The 18,486-nt window shown below is 72.1% G+C and carries 23 protein-coding genes and 3 tRNA genes; 7 read left to right on the top strand and 19 right to left on the bottom strand.

The window, feature by feature from the left end; translation table 11 throughout:
* Positions 1-4: 4 nt before the first annotated feature.
* The 10 genes from ACQ1X7_RS02185 to ACQ1X7_RS02140 form a co-directional block, all read right to left on the bottom strand.
* Positions 5-832, bottom strand: a complete 828-nt coding sequence (locus ACQ1X7_RS02185; protein WP_432476504.1) for an MlaE family ABC transporter permease — start codon at positions 830-832, stop codon at positions 5-7.
* Between the two features lie 4 nt (positions 833-836).
* Entirely contained in the window at positions 837-1,622 is a 786-nt protein-coding gene (locus ACQ1X7_RS02180) for an MlaE family ABC transporter permease (RefSeq protein WP_432476503.1), read from the bottom strand.
* A gap of 1 nt (position 1,623) precedes the next feature.
* On the bottom strand, positions 1,624-2,577 hold the full coding sequence (locus tag ACQ1X7_RS02175) for an ABC transporter ATP-binding protein (RefSeq protein WP_432476502.1): 954 nt from the start codon (positions 2,575-2,577) through the stop codon (positions 1,624-1,626).
* A gap of 284 nt (positions 2,578-2,861) precedes the next feature.
* Positions 2,862-3,260, bottom strand: a complete 399-nt coding sequence (gene rplL / locus ACQ1X7_RS02170; RefSeq protein WP_432476501.1) for a 50S ribosomal protein L7/L12 — start codon at positions 3,258-3,260, stop codon at positions 2,862-2,864.
* Between the two features lie 51 nt (positions 3,261-3,311).
* Positions 3,312-3,971 (bottom strand): 50S ribosomal protein L10, encoded by a 660-nt coding sequence (gene rplJ / locus ACQ1X7_RS02165; RefSeq protein ID WP_432476500.1) that lies wholly within the window; start codon positions 3,969-3,971, stop codon positions 3,312-3,314.
* Positions 3,972-4,252: 281 nt separating this feature from the next.
* The gene (rplA, locus tag ACQ1X7_RS02160; RefSeq protein WP_432476499.1) at positions 4,253-4,972 is read right to left on the bottom strand and encodes a 50S ribosomal protein L1; all 720 of its coding nucleotides are present in this window, start codon (positions 4,970-4,972) and stop codon (positions 4,253-4,255) included.
* Position 4,973: 1 nt separating this feature from the next.
* On the bottom strand, positions 4,974-5,408 hold the full coding sequence (rplK, locus tag ACQ1X7_RS02155) for a 50S ribosomal protein L11 (RefSeq protein WP_432476498.1): 435 nt from the start codon (positions 5,406-5,408) through the stop codon (positions 4,974-4,976).
* 75 nt (positions 5,409-5,483) lie between these two features.
* Positions 5,484-6,347: a transcription termination/antitermination protein NusG gene (gene nusG / locus ACQ1X7_RS02150; protein WP_432476497.1), complete on the bottom strand. Its 864-nt coding sequence runs from the start codon at positions 6,345-6,347 to the stop codon at positions 5,484-5,486.
* 73 nt (positions 6,348-6,420) lie between these two features.
* Positions 6,421-6,657, bottom strand: coding sequence for a preprotein translocase subunit SecE (secE, locus tag ACQ1X7_RS02145; protein ID WP_432476496.1), 237 nt, complete (start codon positions 6,655-6,657; stop codon positions 6,421-6,423).
* Positions 6,658-6,734: 77 nt separating this feature from the next.
* Positions 6,735-6,807: transfer RNA gene (locus tag ACQ1X7_RS02140), tRNA-Trp, on the bottom strand.
* Between the two features lie 141 nt (positions 6,808-6,948).
* On the opposite strand from ACQ1X7_RS02140, the gene ACQ1X7_RS02135 reads away from it, so the two are divergent.
* The 3 genes from ACQ1X7_RS02135 to ACQ1X7_RS02125 all read left to right on the top strand — a co-directional run bounded on the left by ACQ1X7_RS02135 (position 6,949) and on the right by ACQ1X7_RS02125 (position 10,019).
* Positions 6,949-8,166 carry a pyridoxal phosphate-dependent aminotransferase gene (locus ACQ1X7_RS02135; RefSeq protein WP_432476495.1) on the top strand — a complete coding sequence of 406 codons (1,218 nt, stop codon included), beginning with the start codon at positions 6,949-6,951 and terminating at the stop codon, positions 8,164-8,166.
* 73 nt (positions 8,167-8,239) lie between these two features.
* Positions 8,240-9,298, top strand: a complete 1,059-nt coding sequence (locus ACQ1X7_RS02130; protein ID WP_432476494.1) for an adenosine deaminase — start codon at positions 8,240-8,242, stop codon at positions 9,296-9,298.
* 58 nt (positions 9,299-9,356) lie between these two features.
* Positions 9,357-10,019, top strand: a complete 663-nt coding sequence (locus tag ACQ1X7_RS02125) for a class I SAM-dependent methyltransferase (RefSeq protein WP_432476493.1) — start codon at positions 9,357-9,359, stop codon at positions 10,017-10,019.
* A gap of 4 nt (positions 10,020-10,023) precedes the next feature.
* Here the strand turns inward: ACQ1X7_RS02125 and ACQ1X7_RS02120 are convergent, their stop codons facing one another.
* From ACQ1X7_RS02120 to ACQ1X7_RS02095, 6 genes are all read right to left on the bottom strand, one after another.
* On the bottom strand, positions 10,024-11,067 hold the full coding sequence (locus ACQ1X7_RS02120; RefSeq protein ID WP_432476492.1) for a UDP-N-acetylmuramate dehydrogenase: 1,044 nt from the start codon (positions 11,065-11,067) through the stop codon (positions 10,024-10,026).
* Positions 11,060-11,449 (bottom strand): MaoC/PaaZ C-terminal domain-containing protein, encoded by a 390-nt coding sequence (locus ACQ1X7_RS02115; RefSeq protein WP_432476491.1) that lies wholly within the window; start codon positions 11,447-11,449, stop codon positions 11,060-11,062. The genes ACQ1X7_RS02120 and ACQ1X7_RS02115 overlap by 8 nt, the downstream gene beginning before the upstream one ends.
* Positions 11,446-11,847 (bottom strand): FAS1-like dehydratase domain-containing protein, encoded by a 402-nt coding sequence (locus ACQ1X7_RS02110; protein ID WP_432476490.1) that lies wholly within the window; start codon positions 11,845-11,847, stop codon positions 11,446-11,448. The genes ACQ1X7_RS02115 and ACQ1X7_RS02110 overlap by 4 nt, the downstream gene beginning before the upstream one ends.
* Before the next feature lie 164 nt (positions 11,848-12,011).
* Positions 12,012-12,182 (bottom strand): 50S ribosomal protein L33, encoded by a 171-nt coding sequence (rpmG, locus tag ACQ1X7_RS02105; protein ID WP_432476489.1) that lies wholly within the window; start codon positions 12,180-12,182, stop codon positions 12,012-12,014.
* 50 nt (positions 12,183-12,232) lie between these two features.
* A tRNA-Met gene (locus ACQ1X7_RS02100) sits at positions 12,233-12,306 on the bottom strand.
* A 39-nt stretch (positions 12,307-12,345) separates the two neighbouring features.
* Positions 12,346-12,418, bottom strand: a tRNA-Thr gene (locus ACQ1X7_RS02095).
* A gap of 251 nt (positions 12,419-12,669) precedes the next feature.
* On the opposite strand from ACQ1X7_RS02095, the gene ACQ1X7_RS02090 reads away from it, so the two are divergent.
* Genes ACQ1X7_RS02090 through ACQ1X7_RS02075 form a run of 4 tightly spaced genes read left to right on the top strand, consistent with a single transcriptional unit; the run spans position 12,670 to position 15,468 of the window.
* Positions 12,670-13,500: a DUF4397 domain-containing protein gene (locus tag ACQ1X7_RS02090; RefSeq protein WP_432476488.1), complete on the top strand. Its 831-nt coding sequence runs from the start codon at positions 12,670-12,672 to the stop codon at positions 13,498-13,500.
* An 11-nt stretch (positions 13,501-13,511) separates the two neighbouring features.
* Positions 13,512-14,165, top strand: coding sequence for a class F sortase (locus ACQ1X7_RS02085; RefSeq protein WP_432476487.1), 654 nt, complete (start codon positions 13,512-13,514; stop codon positions 14,163-14,165).
* Positions 14,162-14,764: an RNA polymerase sigma factor gene (locus ACQ1X7_RS02080; protein WP_432476486.1), complete on the top strand. Its 603-nt coding sequence runs from the start codon at positions 14,162-14,164 to the stop codon at positions 14,762-14,764. The genes ACQ1X7_RS02085 and ACQ1X7_RS02080 overlap by 4 nt, the downstream gene beginning before the upstream one ends.
* Positions 14,761-15,468 (top strand): anti-sigma factor, encoded by a 708-nt coding sequence (locus tag ACQ1X7_RS02075; protein WP_432476485.1) that lies wholly within the window; start codon positions 14,761-14,763, stop codon positions 15,466-15,468. The genes ACQ1X7_RS02080 and ACQ1X7_RS02075 overlap by 4 nt, the downstream gene beginning before the upstream one ends.
* Positions 15,469-15,480: 12 nt before the next feature.
* Here ACQ1X7_RS02075 and ACQ1X7_RS02070 read toward each other — a convergent pair whose 3' ends face one another.
* Genes ACQ1X7_RS02070 through ACQ1X7_RS02060 form a run of 3 tightly spaced genes read right to left on the bottom strand, consistent with a single transcriptional unit; the run spans position 15,481 to position 18,477 of the window.
* A complete protein-coding gene (locus ACQ1X7_RS02070) occupies positions 15,481-16,881 on the bottom strand; it encodes an amidase (RefSeq protein WP_432476484.1) in 1,401 nt (466 codons plus the stop codon).
* Positions 16,882-16,892: 11 nt separating this feature from the next.
* Positions 16,893-17,477: a DNA-3-methyladenine glycosylase I gene (locus ACQ1X7_RS02065; protein ID WP_432476483.1), complete on the bottom strand. Its 585-nt coding sequence runs from the start codon at positions 17,475-17,477 to the stop codon at positions 16,893-16,895.
* 1 nt (position 17,478) lies between these two features.
* On the bottom strand, positions 17,479-18,477 hold the full coding sequence (locus ACQ1X7_RS02060) for a pirin family protein (protein ID WP_432476482.1): 999 nt from the start codon (positions 18,475-18,477) through the stop codon (positions 17,479-17,481).
* Between the last annotated feature and the right edge of the window lie 9 nt (positions 18,478-18,486).

Below are 18,486 nucleotides of genomic sequence, written 5' to 3'. Positions count from 1 at the left end.
GACCTCACCCCGCCAGCCGCACGGTCGTGGTCGTGCCCCAGATGGCCATCGACAGGAACAGGTCGATGACGTTCACGGCGACGATGCTGGTCCGGACCGCCCGTCCGACGGCCACGCCCACCCCGGCCGGGCCGCCCGAGGCGTTGTAGCCGTGGTAGCAGTGGATGAGGATCACGGTCACGGCGAAGACGAGCACCTTGCCGAAGGACCACAACACGTCCCCCGGTGGCAGGAACTGGTTGAAGTAGTGGTCGTAGGTCCCCGGTGACTGCCCGAAGAACAGGGTGACGGTCATCCGGGTCGCGAAGTAGGAGGACAGCAGCCCCACGACGTAGAGCGGGACGATCGCGATCAGGCCGCCGATGATGCGGGTGGTGACCAGGAACGGCAGCGACGGGATCGCCATCACCTCGAGGGCGTCGACCTCCTCGGAGATCCGCATCGCGCCCAGCTGGGCGGTGAAGCCGCATCCCACCGTGGCGGCCAGTGCGATGCCGGCGACCAGCGGGGCGATCTCGCGGGTGTTGAAGTACGCCGACACGAAGCCGGAGAAGGCGGCGGTGCCGAGCTGGTTGAGCGCGGCGTACCCCTGGAGGCCGACGTTGGTGCCGGTGAAGAAGCACATCATCGTGATGACACCGGTCGTGCCGCCGATGACGGCCAGCGAGCCCGAGCCGAGGGTGACCTCGGCCAGGATCCGCATGATCTCCTTCTTGTAGCGGCGGATCGTGCGCGGGGTCCACGCCAGGGCGCGCAGGTAGAACGACAGCTCGGCGCCGAGCTTGTCGAGGCTGGTCAGCGGCCTGTCGATGACCGCGCGCAGGGATGCCATCGCCTCAGCCCGTCTTCGGTGGGACGAGCTGGAAGTAGATGGCACTCATGACGACGTTGACGATGAACAGCAGCAGGAACGTGATGACCACCGACTCGTTCACGGCGTCGCCCACGCCCTTGGGCCCGCCGGCCGCGTTCATCCCCTTGTAGGAGGCCACGATGGCGGCGATCAGCCCGAAGACGACCGCCTTGATCATGCCCTGCCACAGGTCCGGTAGCTGGGCGAGCGCGGTGAAGCTCGCCAGGTAGGCGCCGGGTGTCCCGTCCTGCAGGACCACGTTGAAGACGTAGCCGCCCGCGACGCCGACGACGCTGACCAGGCCGTTGAGGAAGACCGCCACCAGCATCGCGGCCAGCACCCGGGGGACGACGAGCCGCTGGATGGGGTCGATGCCGAGCACCATCATCGCGTCGAGCTCCTCGCGGATCTTGCGGGAGCCGAGGTCGGCGGCGATCGCGGACCCGCCGGCGCCGGCGATCAGGAGCGCGGTGGCGATCGGGCCGGCCTCACGGATCACGGCGAGGACCGCGGCGGAGCCGGTGAAGGACTGCGCGCCGAACTGCTTGATCAGGCCACCCACCTGGAGCGCGATGACCGCGCCGAAGGGGATCGCGACCAGCGCCGTCGGGATGATGGTCACCGAGGCGATGAACCAGGCCTGCTGGAGGAACTCCCGCAGCTGGAAGGGGCGCCGGAAGAGGTTGCGGCCGACGTCGAGACCGAAGGCGAACAGCTTGCCCGCGGTCCCGATCGGCTGCAGCGCCCGGGAGCTGGTCAGGGTGGCCACGTCACCCGCCCGTCGCCATCGTCATGTTCTCCTCGAAGGAGCCCGGGGGCGGGGTGACGCCGTTGTCGCGGCACCAGGCGCCCGGTGCCTGCTGGCTCCGGCGCGGGATGCCGTTGGACGGCTCCAGCTGCAGCGGGATCGGCGGCAGCGGCGGCAGGTCCTCGTCCTTCTCGGCCGCGAGCTCGTCGGCGTCCTTCTCCTCGGACATGCCGATGGGGCCGACCTTCTGCGCGTTGAGGAACTGGCGCACGACCGGCTCCTCGGAGGACAGCAGCATCTCGCGGGGCCCGAACATCGCCAGGTGGCGGTGGTAGAGCAGCCCGATGTTGTCGGGGACGGTACGTGCGGTGTTGATGTCGTGGGTGACGATCAGGAACGTCGCGTCGATCTGGGCGTTCAGGTCGACGATCAGCTGGTTGAGGAACGCGGTGCGGACCGGGTCGAGCCCGGAGTCGGGTTCGTCGAAGAGCACGATCTCGGGGTCGAGCACCAGCGCCCTGGCCAGTCCCGCGCGCTTGCGCATGCCGCCGGAGATCTCGCCCGGGAGCTTGTCCTCCGCGCCGATCAGGCCGACGAGGTCCATCTTCTCCATGACGATGTCACGGACCTCGGACTCGGACTTCCTGGTGTGCTCGCGCAGCGGGAAGGCGACGTTGTCGTAGAGGTTCATCGAGCCGAACATCGCGCCGTCCTGGAAGAGGACGCCGAACAGCTTCCGGATCTCGTAGAGATCCTTCTCCGAGCAGCTCGCGATGTCGGTGCCCTCGATGACGATGGAGCCCTGGTCGGGCTTGAGGAGCCCGATGAGGGTCTTCAGGAAGACCGACTTGCCGGTGCCGGACGGGCCCAGCATCACGCAGATCTCACCGGCCGGGATCGTGAGGGTCACGTCGCCCCAGATCAGCTGGCTGCCGAACGACTTCGTGAGGTCGTCGACCTGGATCTCGACTCCCATGCCTGGGCCCTCCCTCCTCAGCCTCGGGGTCCGCTGCTCCGCAGCGAGGGGGCACGGCCGTGCATCTGTGGCGCCCCACTCGCCAGTAACAACGTGCTGTGGCCCGGGAGGTTACGCACATTTTCGCTTCCCGTCACCGTGCGGTGACCCGCGCGTGGCGCGCGTTGCGGGACGTCGGGCCCGAAGAGCCCGGCGGCGGGGGCGTGGACACCGACGGGGCGGGCACCGCGCGGGTGCCCGCCCCGTCGGACGGTGTGCCGGACCTCACAGCGGTCCGGCCGGTGTCACTTGAGGGTGACGGTGGCGCCGGCGCCCTCGAGGGACTCCTTGGCCTTCTCGGCGGCCTCCTTGGAGGCGTTCTCGAGAACCGTCTTGGGGGCGGACTCGACGAGGTCCTTGGCCTCCTTCAGGCCGAGGGACGTGAGCGCGCGCACCTCCTTGATGACGTTGATCTTCTTGTCGCCGGCGGACTCGAGGACGACCTCGAACTCGTCCTTCTCGGCGGCGGCGTCGCCGCCGGCCTCGCCGCCGGCAGCGGCAGCGCCCGGGGCGGCCGCGACGGCGACCGGAGCGGCGGCGGTGACGCCGAAGGTGTCCTCGAACTGCTTCACGAACTCGCTGAGCTCGATCAGCGTCATCTCCTTGAACGCGTCGAGCAGCTCGTCGGTGCTGAGCTTCGCCATGATGGCTTCCTTCCTTGTTGCGTGTCTCAGGTGGTGTACGTCGGCCTGGACTCAGGCGTCGGTGGACTCGGACTCGGTGGTGGCCTCGTCGGTCGCCCCACCGGACTCGGTGGTGACGGCCTCCTCGGTCTCCTCCGCGGCCGGGGTGTCCTCGACAGCGGCCGGCTGACCGGCACCACCTGCGAGGATCGTGGGGTCGCTCTCGGCCTTCGCCTGCAGGGCGCCGGCGAGCCGGGCAGCCTGCGAGATCGGGGCGTTGAGCAGGTGGACGGCCTGGCTGAGCGACGCGAGCATCGCGCCGGCCAGCTTGCCCATGAGCACCTCGCGCGACTCGAGGTCGGCCAGCTTGCCGATCTCGTTCGGGTCGAGGGGCTTGCCGTCCAGGACGCCACCCTTGATGACCAGGGTGGGGTTCGCCTTGGCAAAGTCACGCAGACCCCTGGCGGCCTCCACGACATCGCCGTTGATGAAGGCGATGGCGGTGGGACCGACCAGCAGGTCGTCGAAGCCGTCGATCCCCGCCTCGGAGGCGGCGAGCTTGGCGAGCGTGTTCTTGACCACGGCGTAGTTCGCGTGGTCACCGAGCGAGCGCCGCAGGTCCTGCAGCTGCTTGACGGTGAGACCGCGGTACTCGGTCAGCACGGCACCCGAAGCCTCGTTGAAGGACTCAACGATCTCCGCTACGGCTGCTTGCTTGTCTGCCCGCGCCATGGGTCTCCTTCCGGAACTGGTGAGACCCGGTGGTCCGGACTCCGGCCCCGAGACGACGAACGCCCTGAGCACAGGCTCAGGGCGTGGACGGTGTCCTCAGGGCGAGGGTCCTGCTCTGTCACCTGCGCTGGCCGTCCGCGGCTGCGGAACCTTCGGCCCTGGTGGGCCACCGGCGGTCTCTGGTTACGGCGGTCACTCTACGGGCGGGGTCGCGACCACCACAAATCGCCGACGGCCCGGCGCCCCGCAGGGCACCAGGCCGTCGTACGGCGCGGGGGAGGTCACTCGGCAGCGGCGTCCTCGGCAGCGACGTTCTTGGTGCGGTTGGGATCGATCGGGACGCCGGGACCCATCGTGGTCGACAGCGTCACCTTCTTGATGTAGCGACCCTTGGAACTGGCGGGCTTGAGCCGCAGCACCTCCTCGAGGGCGGCGGCGTAGTTCTCGGCCAGCTGGACCTCGGAGAACGACGCCTTGCCGATGATGAAGTGCAGGTTGGCGTGGCGGTCGACCCGGAACTCGATCTTGCCGCCCTTGATGTCGGAGACGGCCTTGGCCGGGTCGGGGGTGACGGTGCCGGTCTTGGGGTTCGGCATCAGGCCACGGGGACCGAGCACGCGACCGAGCCGGCCGACCTTGCCCATCATGTCCGGGGTCGCGACGACGGCGTCGAAGTCGAGCCAGCCGCCGGACACCTTCTCGATCAGCTCGTCGCCACCGACGACGTCGGCGCCGGCCTCACGAGCGGCCTCGGCCTTGTCGCCGCCCGCGAACACGAGCACGCGGGCGGTCTTGCCGGTGCCGTGGGGCAGGTTGACGGTGCCGCGCACCATCTGGTCCGCCTTGCGGGGGTCGACACCGAGACGCATGACGACGTCGACGGTCTCGTCGAACTTCTTCTTCGAGCCACCCTTGGCGATCTTGATCGCGGTCAGTGGGGCGTACAGCTCGTCCGGGGCGATCTGCTCCGCCGCGGCGCGGTAGGTCTTGCTGCGCTGCATGTCAGTTCCCCTCCGTCGTGACGCCCATCGAGCGGGCGGTGCCCTCGACGATCTTCATCGCGGCGTCGATGTCGTTGGCGTTGAGGTCGGGGAGCTTGGTCTGGGCGATCTCGCGGACCTGGTCCTTGGTGAGCTTGCCGACCTTCTCCTTGTGGGGGACGCCGGAGCCCTTCTGCAGGCCCGCGGCCTTCTTGATCAGCTCAGCGGCCGGCGGCGTCTTGGTGATGAACGTGAACGACCGGTCCTCGTAGATGGTGATCTCCACGGGGATGACGTTGCCGCGCATGGACTCCGTCTGGGCGTTGTAGGCCTTGCAGAAGTCCATGATGTTGACGCCGTGGGGACCGAGCGCGGTACCGACGGGCGGGGCCGGCGTCGCGGCACCGGCCTGCAGCTGCACCTTGACGAGTGCAGCGACCTTCTTCTTGGGAGGCATTGCCTGTCCTGTCCTTCGTGTCGTACGTCGTGGTCATGCGGGCCGGACCGGCCCTGCCACCTGGTGTTGCCGGCCTCAGACCCGCTGGATCTGGCTGAAGCTCAGCTCGACCGGGGTCTCCCGGCCGAAGATCTCGACGAGGGCCTTGACCCTCTGGGTGTCGGCGTTGATCTCGGTGATCGTCGCGTGCAGCGTCGCGAACGGGCCGTCGACCACCATCACCGAGTCGGAGACGGAGAAGTCGGCGACCTCGACGGGCCGCTTGGCCGGGGCGCCCGCACTCGCGGCAGCGCCCTCGCCCGCCGGTACGGCCTCCGCCTCGGGGGCGGTGAACGTGGGGGCGAGCCAGTTCTCGACCTCGTCCATGCTCAGCGGCACCGGCTGGTGGGCGTGGCCCACGAACCCGGTCACCGACGGCGTGTGGCGTACGGCGGCCCAGGACTCGTCGGTGAGGTCCATCCGGACCAGGACGTAGCCGGCGAACCGGGTGCGGTTGACCATCTTGCGCTGGCCGTTCTTGATCTCCGCGACGTCCTCGGTGGGGACCACGACCTCGTGGATGTAGTCCTCCATGTTCAGCGAGTTGATGCGGTTCTCGAGGTTGGACTTCACCCGCTTCTCCATGCCGGAGTAGGTGTGCACGACGAACCAGTCACCGGGCTTGGCCAGCAGCTCCCGGCGGAACGCCTCGAGGGGGTCCTCGGCGTCGGCCGCAGCGGACTCCTCGGCAGCGGGCTCGTCCGCCTCGTCAGGCTCGTCCGCCTCGTCGGCCGGCGCGGACTCCTCGGCGGCAGGCCCGACCGTCTCGTCGACCGTCACGGGGTCCGAGGCGCCGGCGTCGGCCTCGTCGACCGGCTCGGGGGCGTCCTCGGCCTCGGCGGCCTCGGTGGCCTCGTCGACCTCGGGGTGCTGCTGCTCCGACACGCTCTGCTCCGTCATCCGCTCATCTCGTTCGTCCGGTGGTCCGGACCTGGGTGGTGGGCGCTCGGCCCCTGCTGTTCCCGGCGTCGGCTCAGGACTCGCCCCGCGTGAAGATCTCGAACACGAGCTCTCCGAACGCGAGGTCGAGCGCGGACACCAGGACCATGAAGAAGGCCACGAACACGAGGGTCACGATGAAGTAGGTGACCAGCTGTTCCTGGGTCGGCCAGACGACCTTGCGCAGCTCGGCGACGACCTGCCGGTAGAACGTGACCGGGCTGGTCCGCTGCCGGGTGTCGTCGCGGCGATCTGCACGACTGTCCGTCATCGCAGCCTCTACCTCTTCCTCGTCCGCCTCGTGGCTTCTCGTTCTTCGTCGTTTCCGTCAGGACCGTCGGGTCCTCGCAGGGCACGAGGGACTTGAACCCCCAACCTTCGGTTTTGGAGACCGATGCTCTGCCAGTTGAGCTAGTGCCCTCCACGTGGCATCCCCATGGCCGGACCACCTGTTCCAGGTTCTCTGGGGCAGGCCGAAGCATTGGGGGGAGTCCACCAACGCCGCAGTCTACGGGGTGCACCTCGCCCTCGTCCAAACGCCTGCCGCGCCTACGATGGGGCCATGACCAGCCCCGCGACGTCTCCTCGTGCCCGACGCGTCTCCGAGCGGCTCGGCGGCATCGCCGAGTCGGCCACCCTGAAGGTCGACGCGAAGGCCAAGGCGCTCAAGGCCGAGGGCCGGCCCGTGATCGGTTTCGGTGCGGGTGAGCCCGACTTCCCGACGCCGGGCTACGTCGTGGAGGCGGCGGTCGAGGCGTGCCGCGACCCCCGCAACCACCGCTACACCCCCGCCGGCGGACTGCCCGAGCTCAAGCAGGCGATCGTCGACAAGACCCGTCGCGACAGCGGGCTCGAGGTGGCCCCGTCGCAGGTGCTGGTGACCAACGGCGGCAAGCAGGCCATCTACGACGCGTTCGCGGCGATGCTCGACCCGGGCGACGAGGTCATTGTCCCGGCGCCGTACTGGACGACGTACCCGGAGGCGATCCGCCTGGCCGGTGGCGTCCCGGTCGAGGTGCTCGCCGACGAGACCCAGGACTACAAGGTGACCGTCGACCAGCTGGAGGCGGCCCGGACCCCCCAGACCAAGGTGCTGCTGTTCGTCTCGCCGTCGAACCCGACCGGTGCCGTCTACACGGCCGAGGAGATCCGGGAGATCGGCCGCTGGGTCGAGGACCACGAGCTGTGGGTGCTGACCGACGAGATCTACGAGCACCTCGTCTACGACGGCGTCGAGACCGGGTCCCTCCCGGTGCTGTGCCCGGACGTCGCCGACAACTGCGTGGTGGTCAACGGCGTCGCCAAGACCTACGCGATGACGGGCTGGCGGGTCGGCTGGATGATCGGGCCGCCCGACCTGGTCAAGGCGGCGACGAACCTGCAGTCGCACGCCACCTCCAACGTCGCCAACGTCTCCCAGCGCGCCGCCATCGCGGCCGTATCGGGCGACCTGGCGGCCGTCGAGGAGATGAAGACCGCCTTCGACCGGCGCCGCCGCACGATCGTGTCGATGCTCAACGAGATCGAGGGGGTGGAGTGCCCGACCCCGCACGGCGCGTTCTACGCCTACCCACAGGTCAAGGGGCTGCTCGGTCGCGACCACGAGGGCACCCGGATCGACACCTCCGCCGACCTCGCCGAGTACATCCTCGAGAAGGCGGAGGTCGCGGTCGTGCCCGGTGAGGCGTTCGGCTCCCCCGGCTACCTCCGGCTCTCCTACGCCCTCGGCGACGACGACCTGGTCGAGGGGATCACCCGCCTCCAGAAGCTCTTCGCCTGAGGCCCCGGGTGGGTCCCGGGGTTTCGAGGCTCGTCGCTGGCGCTCCTCGCACCTCAACCTCCGACGCCCAACCATGACGAGCGCGGAGCGCGAGGGACGTCAGGTGCGCACGAGGCAGAGGCCGCTCGCGGCCCTGCCAAAAGCCCATCTCCACCTTCATTTCACCGGCTCGATGCGGCACGGCACCCTCCTCGAGCTCGCCGCGCGTGACGGGATCCACCTGCCCGACTCCCTGGTGAGCGAGTGGCCGCCGGAGCTCTCCGCGGCCGACGAGAAGGGCTGGTTCCGGTTCCAGCGGCTCTACGACGTGGCGCGGTCGGTGCTGCGCACCGAGGACGACGTACGCCGGCTGGTGCGCGAGGCGGCGGAGGACGACGTCGGCGACGGGGGCCGCTGGCTGGAGATCCAGGTCGACCCGTCCGGCTACGCCGCCCGCTTCGGCGGGATCACCGCCTTCACCGACCTGGTGCTCGACGCGGTGGCCGAGGCTTCCCGGGACACCGGTCTCGGCATGGCGCTCGTGGTGGCCGCCAACCGCACCCGCCACCCGCTCGACGCCCGGACCCTGGCCCGGCTGGCCGCCCAGTACGCCGGCCGCGGGGTGATCGGGTTCGGGCTGTCCAACGACGAACGGCGCGGGTCGACCGCCGACTTCGCGCCGGCGTTCGCCATCGCCGAGCGGGCGGGGCTGCTGCTGGTGCCGCACGGCGGCGAGCTGCGCGGGCCCGACCACGTCCGGGTCTGCCTCGACACGCTGCGTCCCGGCCGGCTCGGCCACGGGGTCCGCGCGGCCGAGGACCCCGGGCTGCTCGGCGAGATCGTGGAGGCGGGCATCCCGCTGGAGGTGTGCCCGGTCTCCAACGTCGCCCTCGGCGTGTACTCCGACCTCACCTCGGTGCCGCTCCCCGAGCTGCTCGAGGCCGGCGCGACCGTCGCCCTCGGCGCCGACGACCCGTTGCTCTTCGGGTCGCGGCTGGCGGGTCAGTACGCCACCATGCGCGCCGCCCACGAGCTCACCGACGACCAGCTCGCGGAGCTCGCCCGGATGTCCTTCCGGGCCTCGCGCGCGCCGTCCGACGTGGTCTCCGCCGGTCTCGCCGACATCGACGCCTGGCTCGGCAGTCCGGCCTGACGTTGCCGGAACGGCAACAGCGTTTGCCCCCGGGCGCGGAGCCCGGGAGGCTGGGAGGATGACCGAGCACCGCCATGCCCACGATCACTCCGCCAGCGGCGACCCGACGGACTTCTGGGAGGAGAAGTACGCCGGGGCCTCGGGGATCTGGTCGGGAGAGCCCAACCGAGCGCTGGTCGACGAGGCGACCGACCTGGCGCCGGGCCACGCGCTCGACCTGGGCTGCGGCGAGGGCGGGGACGCGCTCTGGCTGGCCGCGCGGGGCTGGACCGTCACCGGCCTCGACCTCTCCCCCACTGCGCTGGGCCGGGCGGACGCGGCCGCCCGGGCAGCCCGTCTCGACGACCGGACGCACTGGCTGGTCGCCGACCTGGCCGACCTGGCGACCTGGCCGGACGACGCGCCGTACGACCTGGTCATCGGGTGCTTCCTCCAGTCACCCCTGGAGTTCCCGCGCGCCGCGGTGCTGCGCCGGGCGGCCACCCTCGTCGCGCCGGGCGGCCGGCTGCTGGTGGTCGCGCACGCCGCGCCGCCGCCGTGGTCCGACGTCCCCGCCGACCGCCACGACGAGTTCCCGACCGTCGAGCGCGAGCTCGCCGACCTCGCCCTCGACGACGGGTGGCAGATAGAGGTCGCGGAGGTGCGCGAGCGCGACGCGACCGGCCCCGACGGGCAGCGGGGTCACCTCCTGGACACCGTCGTCCGGGCCCGCCGCCGCTGAGCGGTCAGAGCTCGCAGCCCACGAGCACCGGCTCGTTGACCAGCCGGATCCCGAACGCCGCCTCGACCCCGTCGCGGACCGTGCGGGCCAGCTCGAGCAGCTCGGCGGTGGTGGCACCGCCCCGGTTGGTGAGCGCGAGGGTGTGCTTGGCGGACAACGAGACGGCGGCTCCCCCTTCCAGGCCGTACCCCTTGCCGAACCCGGCGCGCTCGATCAGCCAGGCGGCGCTGGTCTTCACCCGCCCGTCGGGCTGCGGCCAGGCCGGCGCACCGTCGGGCAGGGCGGCCGCGTCGACCACCGGGTTGGTGAAGAACGACCCGGCGCTCCAGGTGTCGTGGTCGTCGGGGTCGAGCACCATGCCCTTGCCGCGGCGCAGCGCCAGCACGGCGTTGCGGACCTCGGCGAGCGGAGCCCGCTCGCCGGACTCGATGCCGAGCCGCCGCGACAGCTCGGCGTAGGTCACCGAGGTGCCCAGGGTCCCCTGCGCGAGCTGGTAGGTCACGTCGAGGACGACGTGCCGGCCGGGGTCGGCCTTGAACCGGGAGTGGCGGTAGCCGAAGCCGCAGTCGGCGTTGGCGAAGGTGCGGACGCCGTGCAGCCGCCGGTCCCAGACGCGGACGCTGGCCACCGTCTGGGAGACCTCCTGGCCGTAGGCGCCGACGTTCTGGATCGGCGTCGCGCCGACCGACCCAGGGATGCCCGACAGGGCCTCGATGCCGATCCAGCCGCGCTCGACCGCGGTGCCGACCAGGTCGTCCCAGCTCTCACCGGCAGCCACGGTCACCATCACGCCACCGCACGAGACGTCGTCGTCGACGTCGGGGTGCACGCCCCGGGTCGCCACCTCGACCACCACGCCGTCGAAGCCCTCGTCTGCCACGACGAGGTTGCTGCCACCCGCGAGGACCAGCACCGGTTCGCCCGAGCGGTCGGCGGCGTCGACCGCCTCGACGAGCTCGGCCTCGGTGGTCGCGGTGACCCACCGGCGTGCGGGGCCGCCCAGCCGCAGGGTGGTGTGGTCGCCCAGCCGGTGTCCCGGCTCAGGCACGGACGACGGCCTTGGGCATCCCGAGCACCTTCTCCCCGTCGCAGGTGACCTCGAGGGCGAGGGTGGCCAGCCCGTCGTCGACCGACTTCACGGTCCCGGCGACCCGGACCGTGACGGTGCCGTCGGCCGGGACCACGACGGGGCGGGTGAACTTGCAGCCCAGCTCGACGACCTCGGCGGCGCCGGTCCAGTCCGAGACCGCGCGGGCCGCCAGCGCCATCGTGTACATCCCGTGGGCGATCACGTCGGGCAGCCCCACCGACCTCGCGACCGCCTCGTCCTGGTGGATCGGGTTGTGGTCGCCGCTCGCGTCGGCGTACGCGACCAGGTCGGCGCGGGTGACGGCGTACCGACGTGCCTCGAGGACGTCTCCCGGGTTCACGCGTCACCGCCGGAGTGGACGAGCGTCGCGGACGTGGTGCAGACGACCGCGCCGTCGGCGTCGGTGATCTCGCTGCTCGTGCCGATGATGTCGGCGCCGCCGATCTGCCGCAGGCTGGCGACGGTGAGCGTGGCCGTCAGCACGTCGCCGGGCACGATCGGCCGGGTGTAGGAGAACTTCTGGTCGCCGTGGACGATCCGGAACAGGTCGACCTGCTCGGCGTGGAGGAAGGCGTTCATGGCGTCGAAGGCCAGCACGATCGGGTACGTCGCCGGGGCCGGGCCGCCGTCGTACTCACCCCCGGACGCCCGGGCGAAGGCCCGGACGTGCTCCTCGGTGACGGGGTGCGGTGCGGTCGGCGGGAAGGACCGCCCGACGAGCGACTGGTCGATCGGCATGTGGCGACCCTAGTCGGGCACGACGAAGGAGTGCACGGCGTGGGGCGACAGGTTGAGCAAGACCGCGGCCGAGCCTGCGAGGCCGCGACGGCGCGTCGAAACCAGCTGTGAAATGCGAACGACCCGTCCGGGCGTCGGACGGGTCGGTCGGTGCGGACGAGGCGTCAGCGGGTCTCCCGGTGCGCGGTGTGCTTGCGGCAGCGCGGGCAGAACTTGGACATCTCGAGCCGGTCGGGGTTGTTGCGCCGGTTCTTCTTGGTGATGTAGTTGCGCTCCTTGCACTCCTGGCACGCCAGGGTGATCTTGGGGCGAACGTCGGAGCTCTTGCTGGCCACGGGAAGTCCTTCGGTCGGGTGTCGCTGTGCTGCGGTCGGTCGGTCTGTCGTAGCGGGGGCGGGACTCGAACCCGCGACACCACGATTATGAGCCGTGTGCTCTAACCACCTGAGCTACCCCGCCACCGGGACGAGGCTCGCCGTCGGGCAAGGCCGCGTCCAGAGCCCCTTTACGGAATCGAACCGTAGACCTTCTCCTTACCATGGAGACGCTCTGCCGACTGAGCTAAAGGGGCAACGACGGAGAACACTACACAGTCCTCCGAGCGTTCGAGAAATCGGCTGAGCGGCCCTCACGGGGCCCCGCGACGGGCCTCCTGACGCCCCTTCTCCCGGAGCCACGCGACGCCGCCGGCACGGCCTGTGGGAGCGCCGCGCGCCGTGCTGCGGCAACCGATCCGGGACCGCTCCGCGAAGGACGGGTGCGGCCACCACGGGTGGCCCCCCGTGCCGGACGCACGGGCCGTGCGACCAGAGGAGTGGAGCGATGAAGACCCAGATCCTGCGAGCGGCTGCGGCGGGAGTGCTGGCCGTGGGGACCGTGGTGCTCGGGAGCCCGGCCGCGACGGCCCAGGCCGGCACCTCCGACGTCTCGGTGCTGCACGCCGTCCCGGGCGTGACGGTGGACGTCTACGCCAACGGCGACGAGCTGCTCACGGACTTCGAGCCGGGCACCCTCACCGACCCCACCCCGCTGCCGCAGGGCGAGTACGACCTGAAGGTCACCGAGGCCGGCGCCGGGCCGAACGCCGACGCGCTGATCGAGGCGAACGGCGTGGCCGTCCCGGCCGGGGCGAACATCACCGTCGTCGCGCACCTGCAGCCGAACGGGGACCCGGCCCTGACGCCGTTCGTCAACGACACCTCCCCGGTCGCGGCCGGGCAGGCCCGGCTCACCGTCCGCCACACGGCAGCGGCGCCGGCCGTCGACGTCCGCGCCGACGAGGAGCCGGTGTTCACCGACCTGACCAACCCGAACGAGGACTCCACCGAGGTCCCCGCCGGCACCGTCTCGGCCGACGTGGTGCTCGCGGGCACCTCCGACGTGGCGATCGGGCCGGCCGACCTCGACCTGGCGGAGGGCGCGAACACCATCGTCTACGCCTGGGGCAGCGCCGAGGAGGAGAACCTCGACCTGGCGGTGCAGACGATCAGCGGGCTGCACTCCGCCCCGGGCGGGGTCCCGAGCGGCACCGGTGGCCAGGCGGCGGCGTCCGACGGGGTGGCCACGTGGGCCTGGGCGCTGACCGGCATGCTGCTGGCCGGCTCGGCCGCGTGGCTCCTGGTCCGTCGTACGGCGAGCGCCCGGCACAGCTGACGGGACCAGCCGTGCCGAAGCCCGGCCGAGTGGTGGCGACGGCCGCCCTCGTGGGCGGCTTGGTCGCCGGTGGCGCCTCGTGGACGACCGGGACGCCCGGGCGCGACCCGGAGCGGGTCCCCCGCTCGCTCCGGGTCGTGGCGCCGGAGCAGGAGACGCCGCGCGCCGAGGCGACCGCCCCGACGGCCCGGTCGGCGCGGGCCAGGCCGCAGCCACCGGACACCCCACCGACCCGGCTGGGCATCGGGGCCGTCGGCCTGAGCCTCCCGGTGCTGCCCATGGGAGTGGACCGGGAGGGCCTGATGGCGCTCCCACCCACCCCCTTGGCCACCTCCTGGTACCGGTACGGCGCCGACCCGACCGACCGGCGGGGCGCCGTGGTGGTCTCCGGTCACGTCGACACCGCGGAGGACGGGGCCGGCCCCCTGGCCCGGCTGGCCGGCCTCGCCGAGGGCACCGAGATCGTGCTCGACCACCGCGACGGGAGCACGACGTACTCGGTGGTCGCGGTGCGCCAGGTGGCGAAGTCGCTGCTGGACCTGCCCGCGCTGTTCCGCCGGAGCGGGCCGCCCCGGCTGCACCTCGTCACCTGCGGTGGGGCCTTCCTGCCGGACCGGGGTGGCTACCAGGACAACGTCGTCGTGGTCGCGGAGCCGGAGCGATGACCGACGACGCGCGACCCACGGGCAAGCCGGCCGACGACCTGCTCCGAACCCCTGACGTGGAGGTCGGTGACACGATCGGGGCCCGGCTGGCCCAGCGGGACGAGGAGGCGCTCGCCGAGGCCTACCGCGCCTACGGTCCGGTGCTGCTGCGCTACCTCACCCGGTACGTCGGCCGCAACGAGGCCGAGGACGTCCTCCAGCGCACCTTCCTGGACGCTTGGCGCAACGCTGCGACGTACGACCCGCGGCAGCGGCTGGCGAGCTGGCTGTTCACGATCGCCCACCACCGGGCGGTCGACGCGCTGCGCGCCAAGCGCGCGGTCGTGGTCGATGTCGAGACACTGCGCGACCTGGTCGGCGACGATGGTCGGGAGACGGCGGAGCGCTTCGCCGATGCCGCGGACGTCCACCGCACCCTGCGACGGCTTCCGGAGCACGAGCGGGTGGTCCTCGAGCTGGCGTACTTCGTGCAGCTGACCCAGCGGGAGATCGCCGAGCGGCTCGGCCTGCCCCTCGGGACCGTGAAGGCCAGGGCGGCGCGCGGCACCCGCCGGCTCGGGCAGCTGATGCGCGACGAACGGGAAGGAGAGGTCCGATGACGGATCACGACACGGGTACGGCGCACCTGGACCTCCTCGCCCTCCTGCGCGGTGAGCTGTCGACCGACGACGTCGTCCGGGTCCGCGACCACGTGGCGGGGTGCTCGGAGTGCCGGGACGAGCTGCTCGAGCTGGCCGTGGGCCACTCCCTGCTGACCGCGTCGGTCCGCAGCCTCGCCGCCCCGGAGGCCGTGGCCCTGCCCGAGGACCCGGTCACACCGGCGCCGACGCCGCACCGGCGCAGGCGCGTCGTGGCCGGGATCGCCGCTGCTGCCGTCGTCCTCGCGGGAGCGGGGGTCGCCGCCCTGCTGGTCGACCGGGAGCCGACGGAGACCCCGGCACCTCCTGTCGAGCAGGTCGCCGAGACCCGGCTCGAGGGCGTCGACGGCGCCCCGGGCCGCGGCCGGGTCACGATGAGCGGCTCGGACGTCGCGGCGATGACGGTCGAGACCACCGGACTGCCGCGGCCCCGGGGAGGTCACTACTACTACGTGTGGCTGCTCGACCCGGAGACGAACAAGATGCTGCCGGTGGGACAGGTGGAGGCCGAGGGGAGCACCACCTTCCGGCTGCCGCTGTCGTTGCTCGGGAGGTACAGCGCGATCGACGTCAGCCTCGAGGCCGACAACGGTGATCCCGGCCACTCGGTGACGTCGGTCCTGCGGGCCGACTACCGGACCCCGTCGGGCAGCGCCGGCTCGTGACCCGGGCCGCGCTCAGGTGTCGATCCGGTCCCAGGGTCGCGCCTCCTCGAGCTCCAGGGCCAGCTCGAGCAGGGTGTCCTCGCGACCGGCGCCGGCCCCGAGCATCATGCCCTGCGGCAGCCCGTCGGCGGTGGTCGCGAGTGGCAGGCTGATCGCCGGGTCGCCGGTCACGTTGTGGAGCGGCGTGAAGGCCACCCAGTCGACGAGCCGGGCGATGATGGTGTCGTAGTCCTGGGTCGGCGCGAGGTGCCCGATCTCCGGCGTCTGCCGCGCCAGCGTCGGCGAGAGGACCACGTCGAACTCGTCGAAGAACGCCCGGGTGCGCCGCTGCACGGCCCGGAGCCGCGCGATCGCCAGGGGCAGCCGGTGCGCGTGCCGGCGGGAGTGCTCCGCGAGGCCCTGGGTCAGGTTGTCGAGCTGTCCCGCGTCCCAGGTCCGGCCGAACGTGCGGCGTCCGGTACGGACCGTGAACAGCGCCAGCATCGACCAGTAGAGGAGGAAGTCGTCGCGCAGCGTCCCGGGGAGCGGCAGGTCGACCGGCGTGACGGAGTGCCCGAGCTCCTCCAGCAAGGAGGCCGTCTTCCAGGTGAGGTCGGCGACCTCGGGTGCGGCCGGCTGTCCGAGACCCTCGGTCACGACGGCCACCCGACGCCGCGCGTGCCCGGGGTGGCGGACGTCGCCCACCGGCGGCAGCCGCAGGTCGCGGTAGACCCGCTCGGCCTCGCGGTAGAACGCGGCCGTGTCGCGGACGCTGCGCGTCAGCACCCCGTCGGCGACGATCCGCACCGGCATCTGCCGCATCATGGCGTCCTGGGCCAGCCGGCCCCGCGTGGGCTTGAGCCCGACCAGGCCGTTCACGGACGCCGGGATCCGGATCGAGCCGCCGCCGTCGTTGGCGTGGGCGATCGGGACGGCACCGGCCGCCACCAGCGCCGCCGAGCCCGCCGACGAGGCGCCCGCCGTACGGTCGGGGTCCCACGGGCAGCGGACCGGACCGAGTCGCGGGTGCTCCGCGCTGGCGCTGAACCCGAACTCCGAGAGCTGGCTCTTGCCGAGCGGCAGCAGCCCCGTGGCGAGGTACATCCGCGCGAAGTCGCCGTCGGTGGGCCGCGGGCTGGGCCGCCACGCGTCTGCTCCCTGCTGGGTCGGCATGCCGGCGACGTCGACGTTGTCCTTGACGTAGGTCGGCACCCCGGCGAAGTAGCCGCCGTGCGGGTCGGCCGCACGGACGCGCGCACCCTCGGCGTCGTCGTGGGCGACCGCGTTGAGCCGGTCGTTGACCGCCGCGGTGCGGGCGAGGGCGGCCTCCACCACCTCCGGGATGCTCACCCGGCGGGCCTGGATCTCCTCCACCAGCCCCACCGCGTCGAGGTGACCGAGGGCGTCGTCGGTGAAGGCGTGCACGCGGGTCATGCCCGAGGAGGTTACCGGTCAGTCACTCCGCGGCGGTGGCAGCCCACGAGGTGGTCGTCGACCAGCCCGATCGCCTCCATCAGGGCGTACATCGTGGTGGGGCCGACGAAGACGAAGCCGACCTTCTTGAGGGCCTTCGACAGCGCGACCGACTCCGGGGACGTGGTCGCCAGCTCCTCGGTCGTCGAGGGCGCCGGGTGGACGTCGGGACGGAAGCCCTCGACGAACGCCTCGAGGCCGCCGGACCCGCGCAGCGCGACGGTGGCCCGGGCGTTGGTGATCGCGGCGTCGACCTTGAGCCGGTTGCGGACGATGCCGGTGTCGGCCAGCAGCCGGGCACGGTCGCCGTCGCCGTACGCCGCCACCGCGTCGGCGTCGAACCCCGCGAACGCCGCGCGGAAGCTCTCCCGCTTGGCGAGGATGGTCCGCCACGACAGCCCGGACTGGAAGGCCTCGAGGGTCAGCCGCTCGAGGTGGGCGGCCTCGCCGTGGATGGGGACGCCCCACTCGCGGTCGTGGTAGTCGCGGAGCAGCGGGTCGCCGGCCCCCCAGGGGCAGCGGGGGACGCCGTCGTCCCCGGTGGTCGGCCCCGGCACGTCAGCGACGCTCGCGCAGCCGCACGTGGTGGGGCATCTCGGGCGCGGGGATCGGTGGCAGCGGGTCGTCGACGACCCCGAACCGGCCGTCGGCGACCGTGCGGCTGTCGCCCACCACCTCCCCGTCGCGGACGATCTGGCGCTGCCACTCCTCGCGGTAGCCGACGACCTCGTCGTGGCTGCGCCCGACGAAGTTCCACCACATCACGATCGGCTCGCCGAACGGCGGCCCGCCCAGCACCAGCAGCCGCACGCGCTCGGCGCCGCCGGCCAGCGTCAGCGTCGTCCGGCCCGGGGCGGTGTAGCCGAGGTTGCCCTGCTTGACCTCGGTGCCGTCGACGGTGACCACACCGGTGTCGACCAGGACGCCGTGCTCGAAGGTCGGGTCGACGTCGAGGGTGACGTCGGCTCCGGCGTCGAGCAGCAGCTCGGCCCCCAGCAGCGGCGTGTGGGTGGGCACCGGCGACGTGGTGCCGAGCAGCGACCCCAGGAAGACCCGCGCCTCCCAGCCGTCGCCGGTGACGGCGTCGGGGGCGTGGTGGTCGAAGCCCGGGGCGACGTCGCGGGACGCGTCGGGGAGCGCCACCCAGAGCTGCGCACCGTGCAGGGTCGTGGTGGTCCGGGTCGACACCTCGGAGTGACTGATGCCGTGCCCCGCGGTCATCAGGTTGACCTCGCCGGGACGCACCATCGCGTGGTGGCCCGCGGAGTCGGTGTGCTCGACCTCGCCGGTGAACAGCCAGCTCACGGTCTGCAGCCCCGTGTGGGGGTGGGGGGCGACCGACATGCCGCCGGTGTCGGCGACGTCGTCGGGCCCGTAGTGGTCGACGAAGCACCACGCCCCGATCAGGGACCGGTGCCGCTGCGGGAGGGTCCGGCGTACCCGCATCGCACGGGGACCGCCCAGGGGCACGTCGCGCGGCGGCAGCACCTCGACCCCGTCGACCCCGGCGCAGGGGTCGAGGACCAGCTCGTCGGGGTCGCGCTCGGGGTTGGTCACGGCTCAGCC

Origin of the sequence: Nocardioides sp. GXQ0305, from assembly GCF_050880345.1 — a bacterium.
In the GTDB taxonomy this organism is placed as follows: Bacteria; Actinomycetota; Actinomycetes; order Propionibacteriales; family Nocardioidaceae; genus Nocardioides.
Note: the sequence above shows the minus strand (reverse complement) of the source record. Positions and strands in the feature narration are given on the sequence as shown.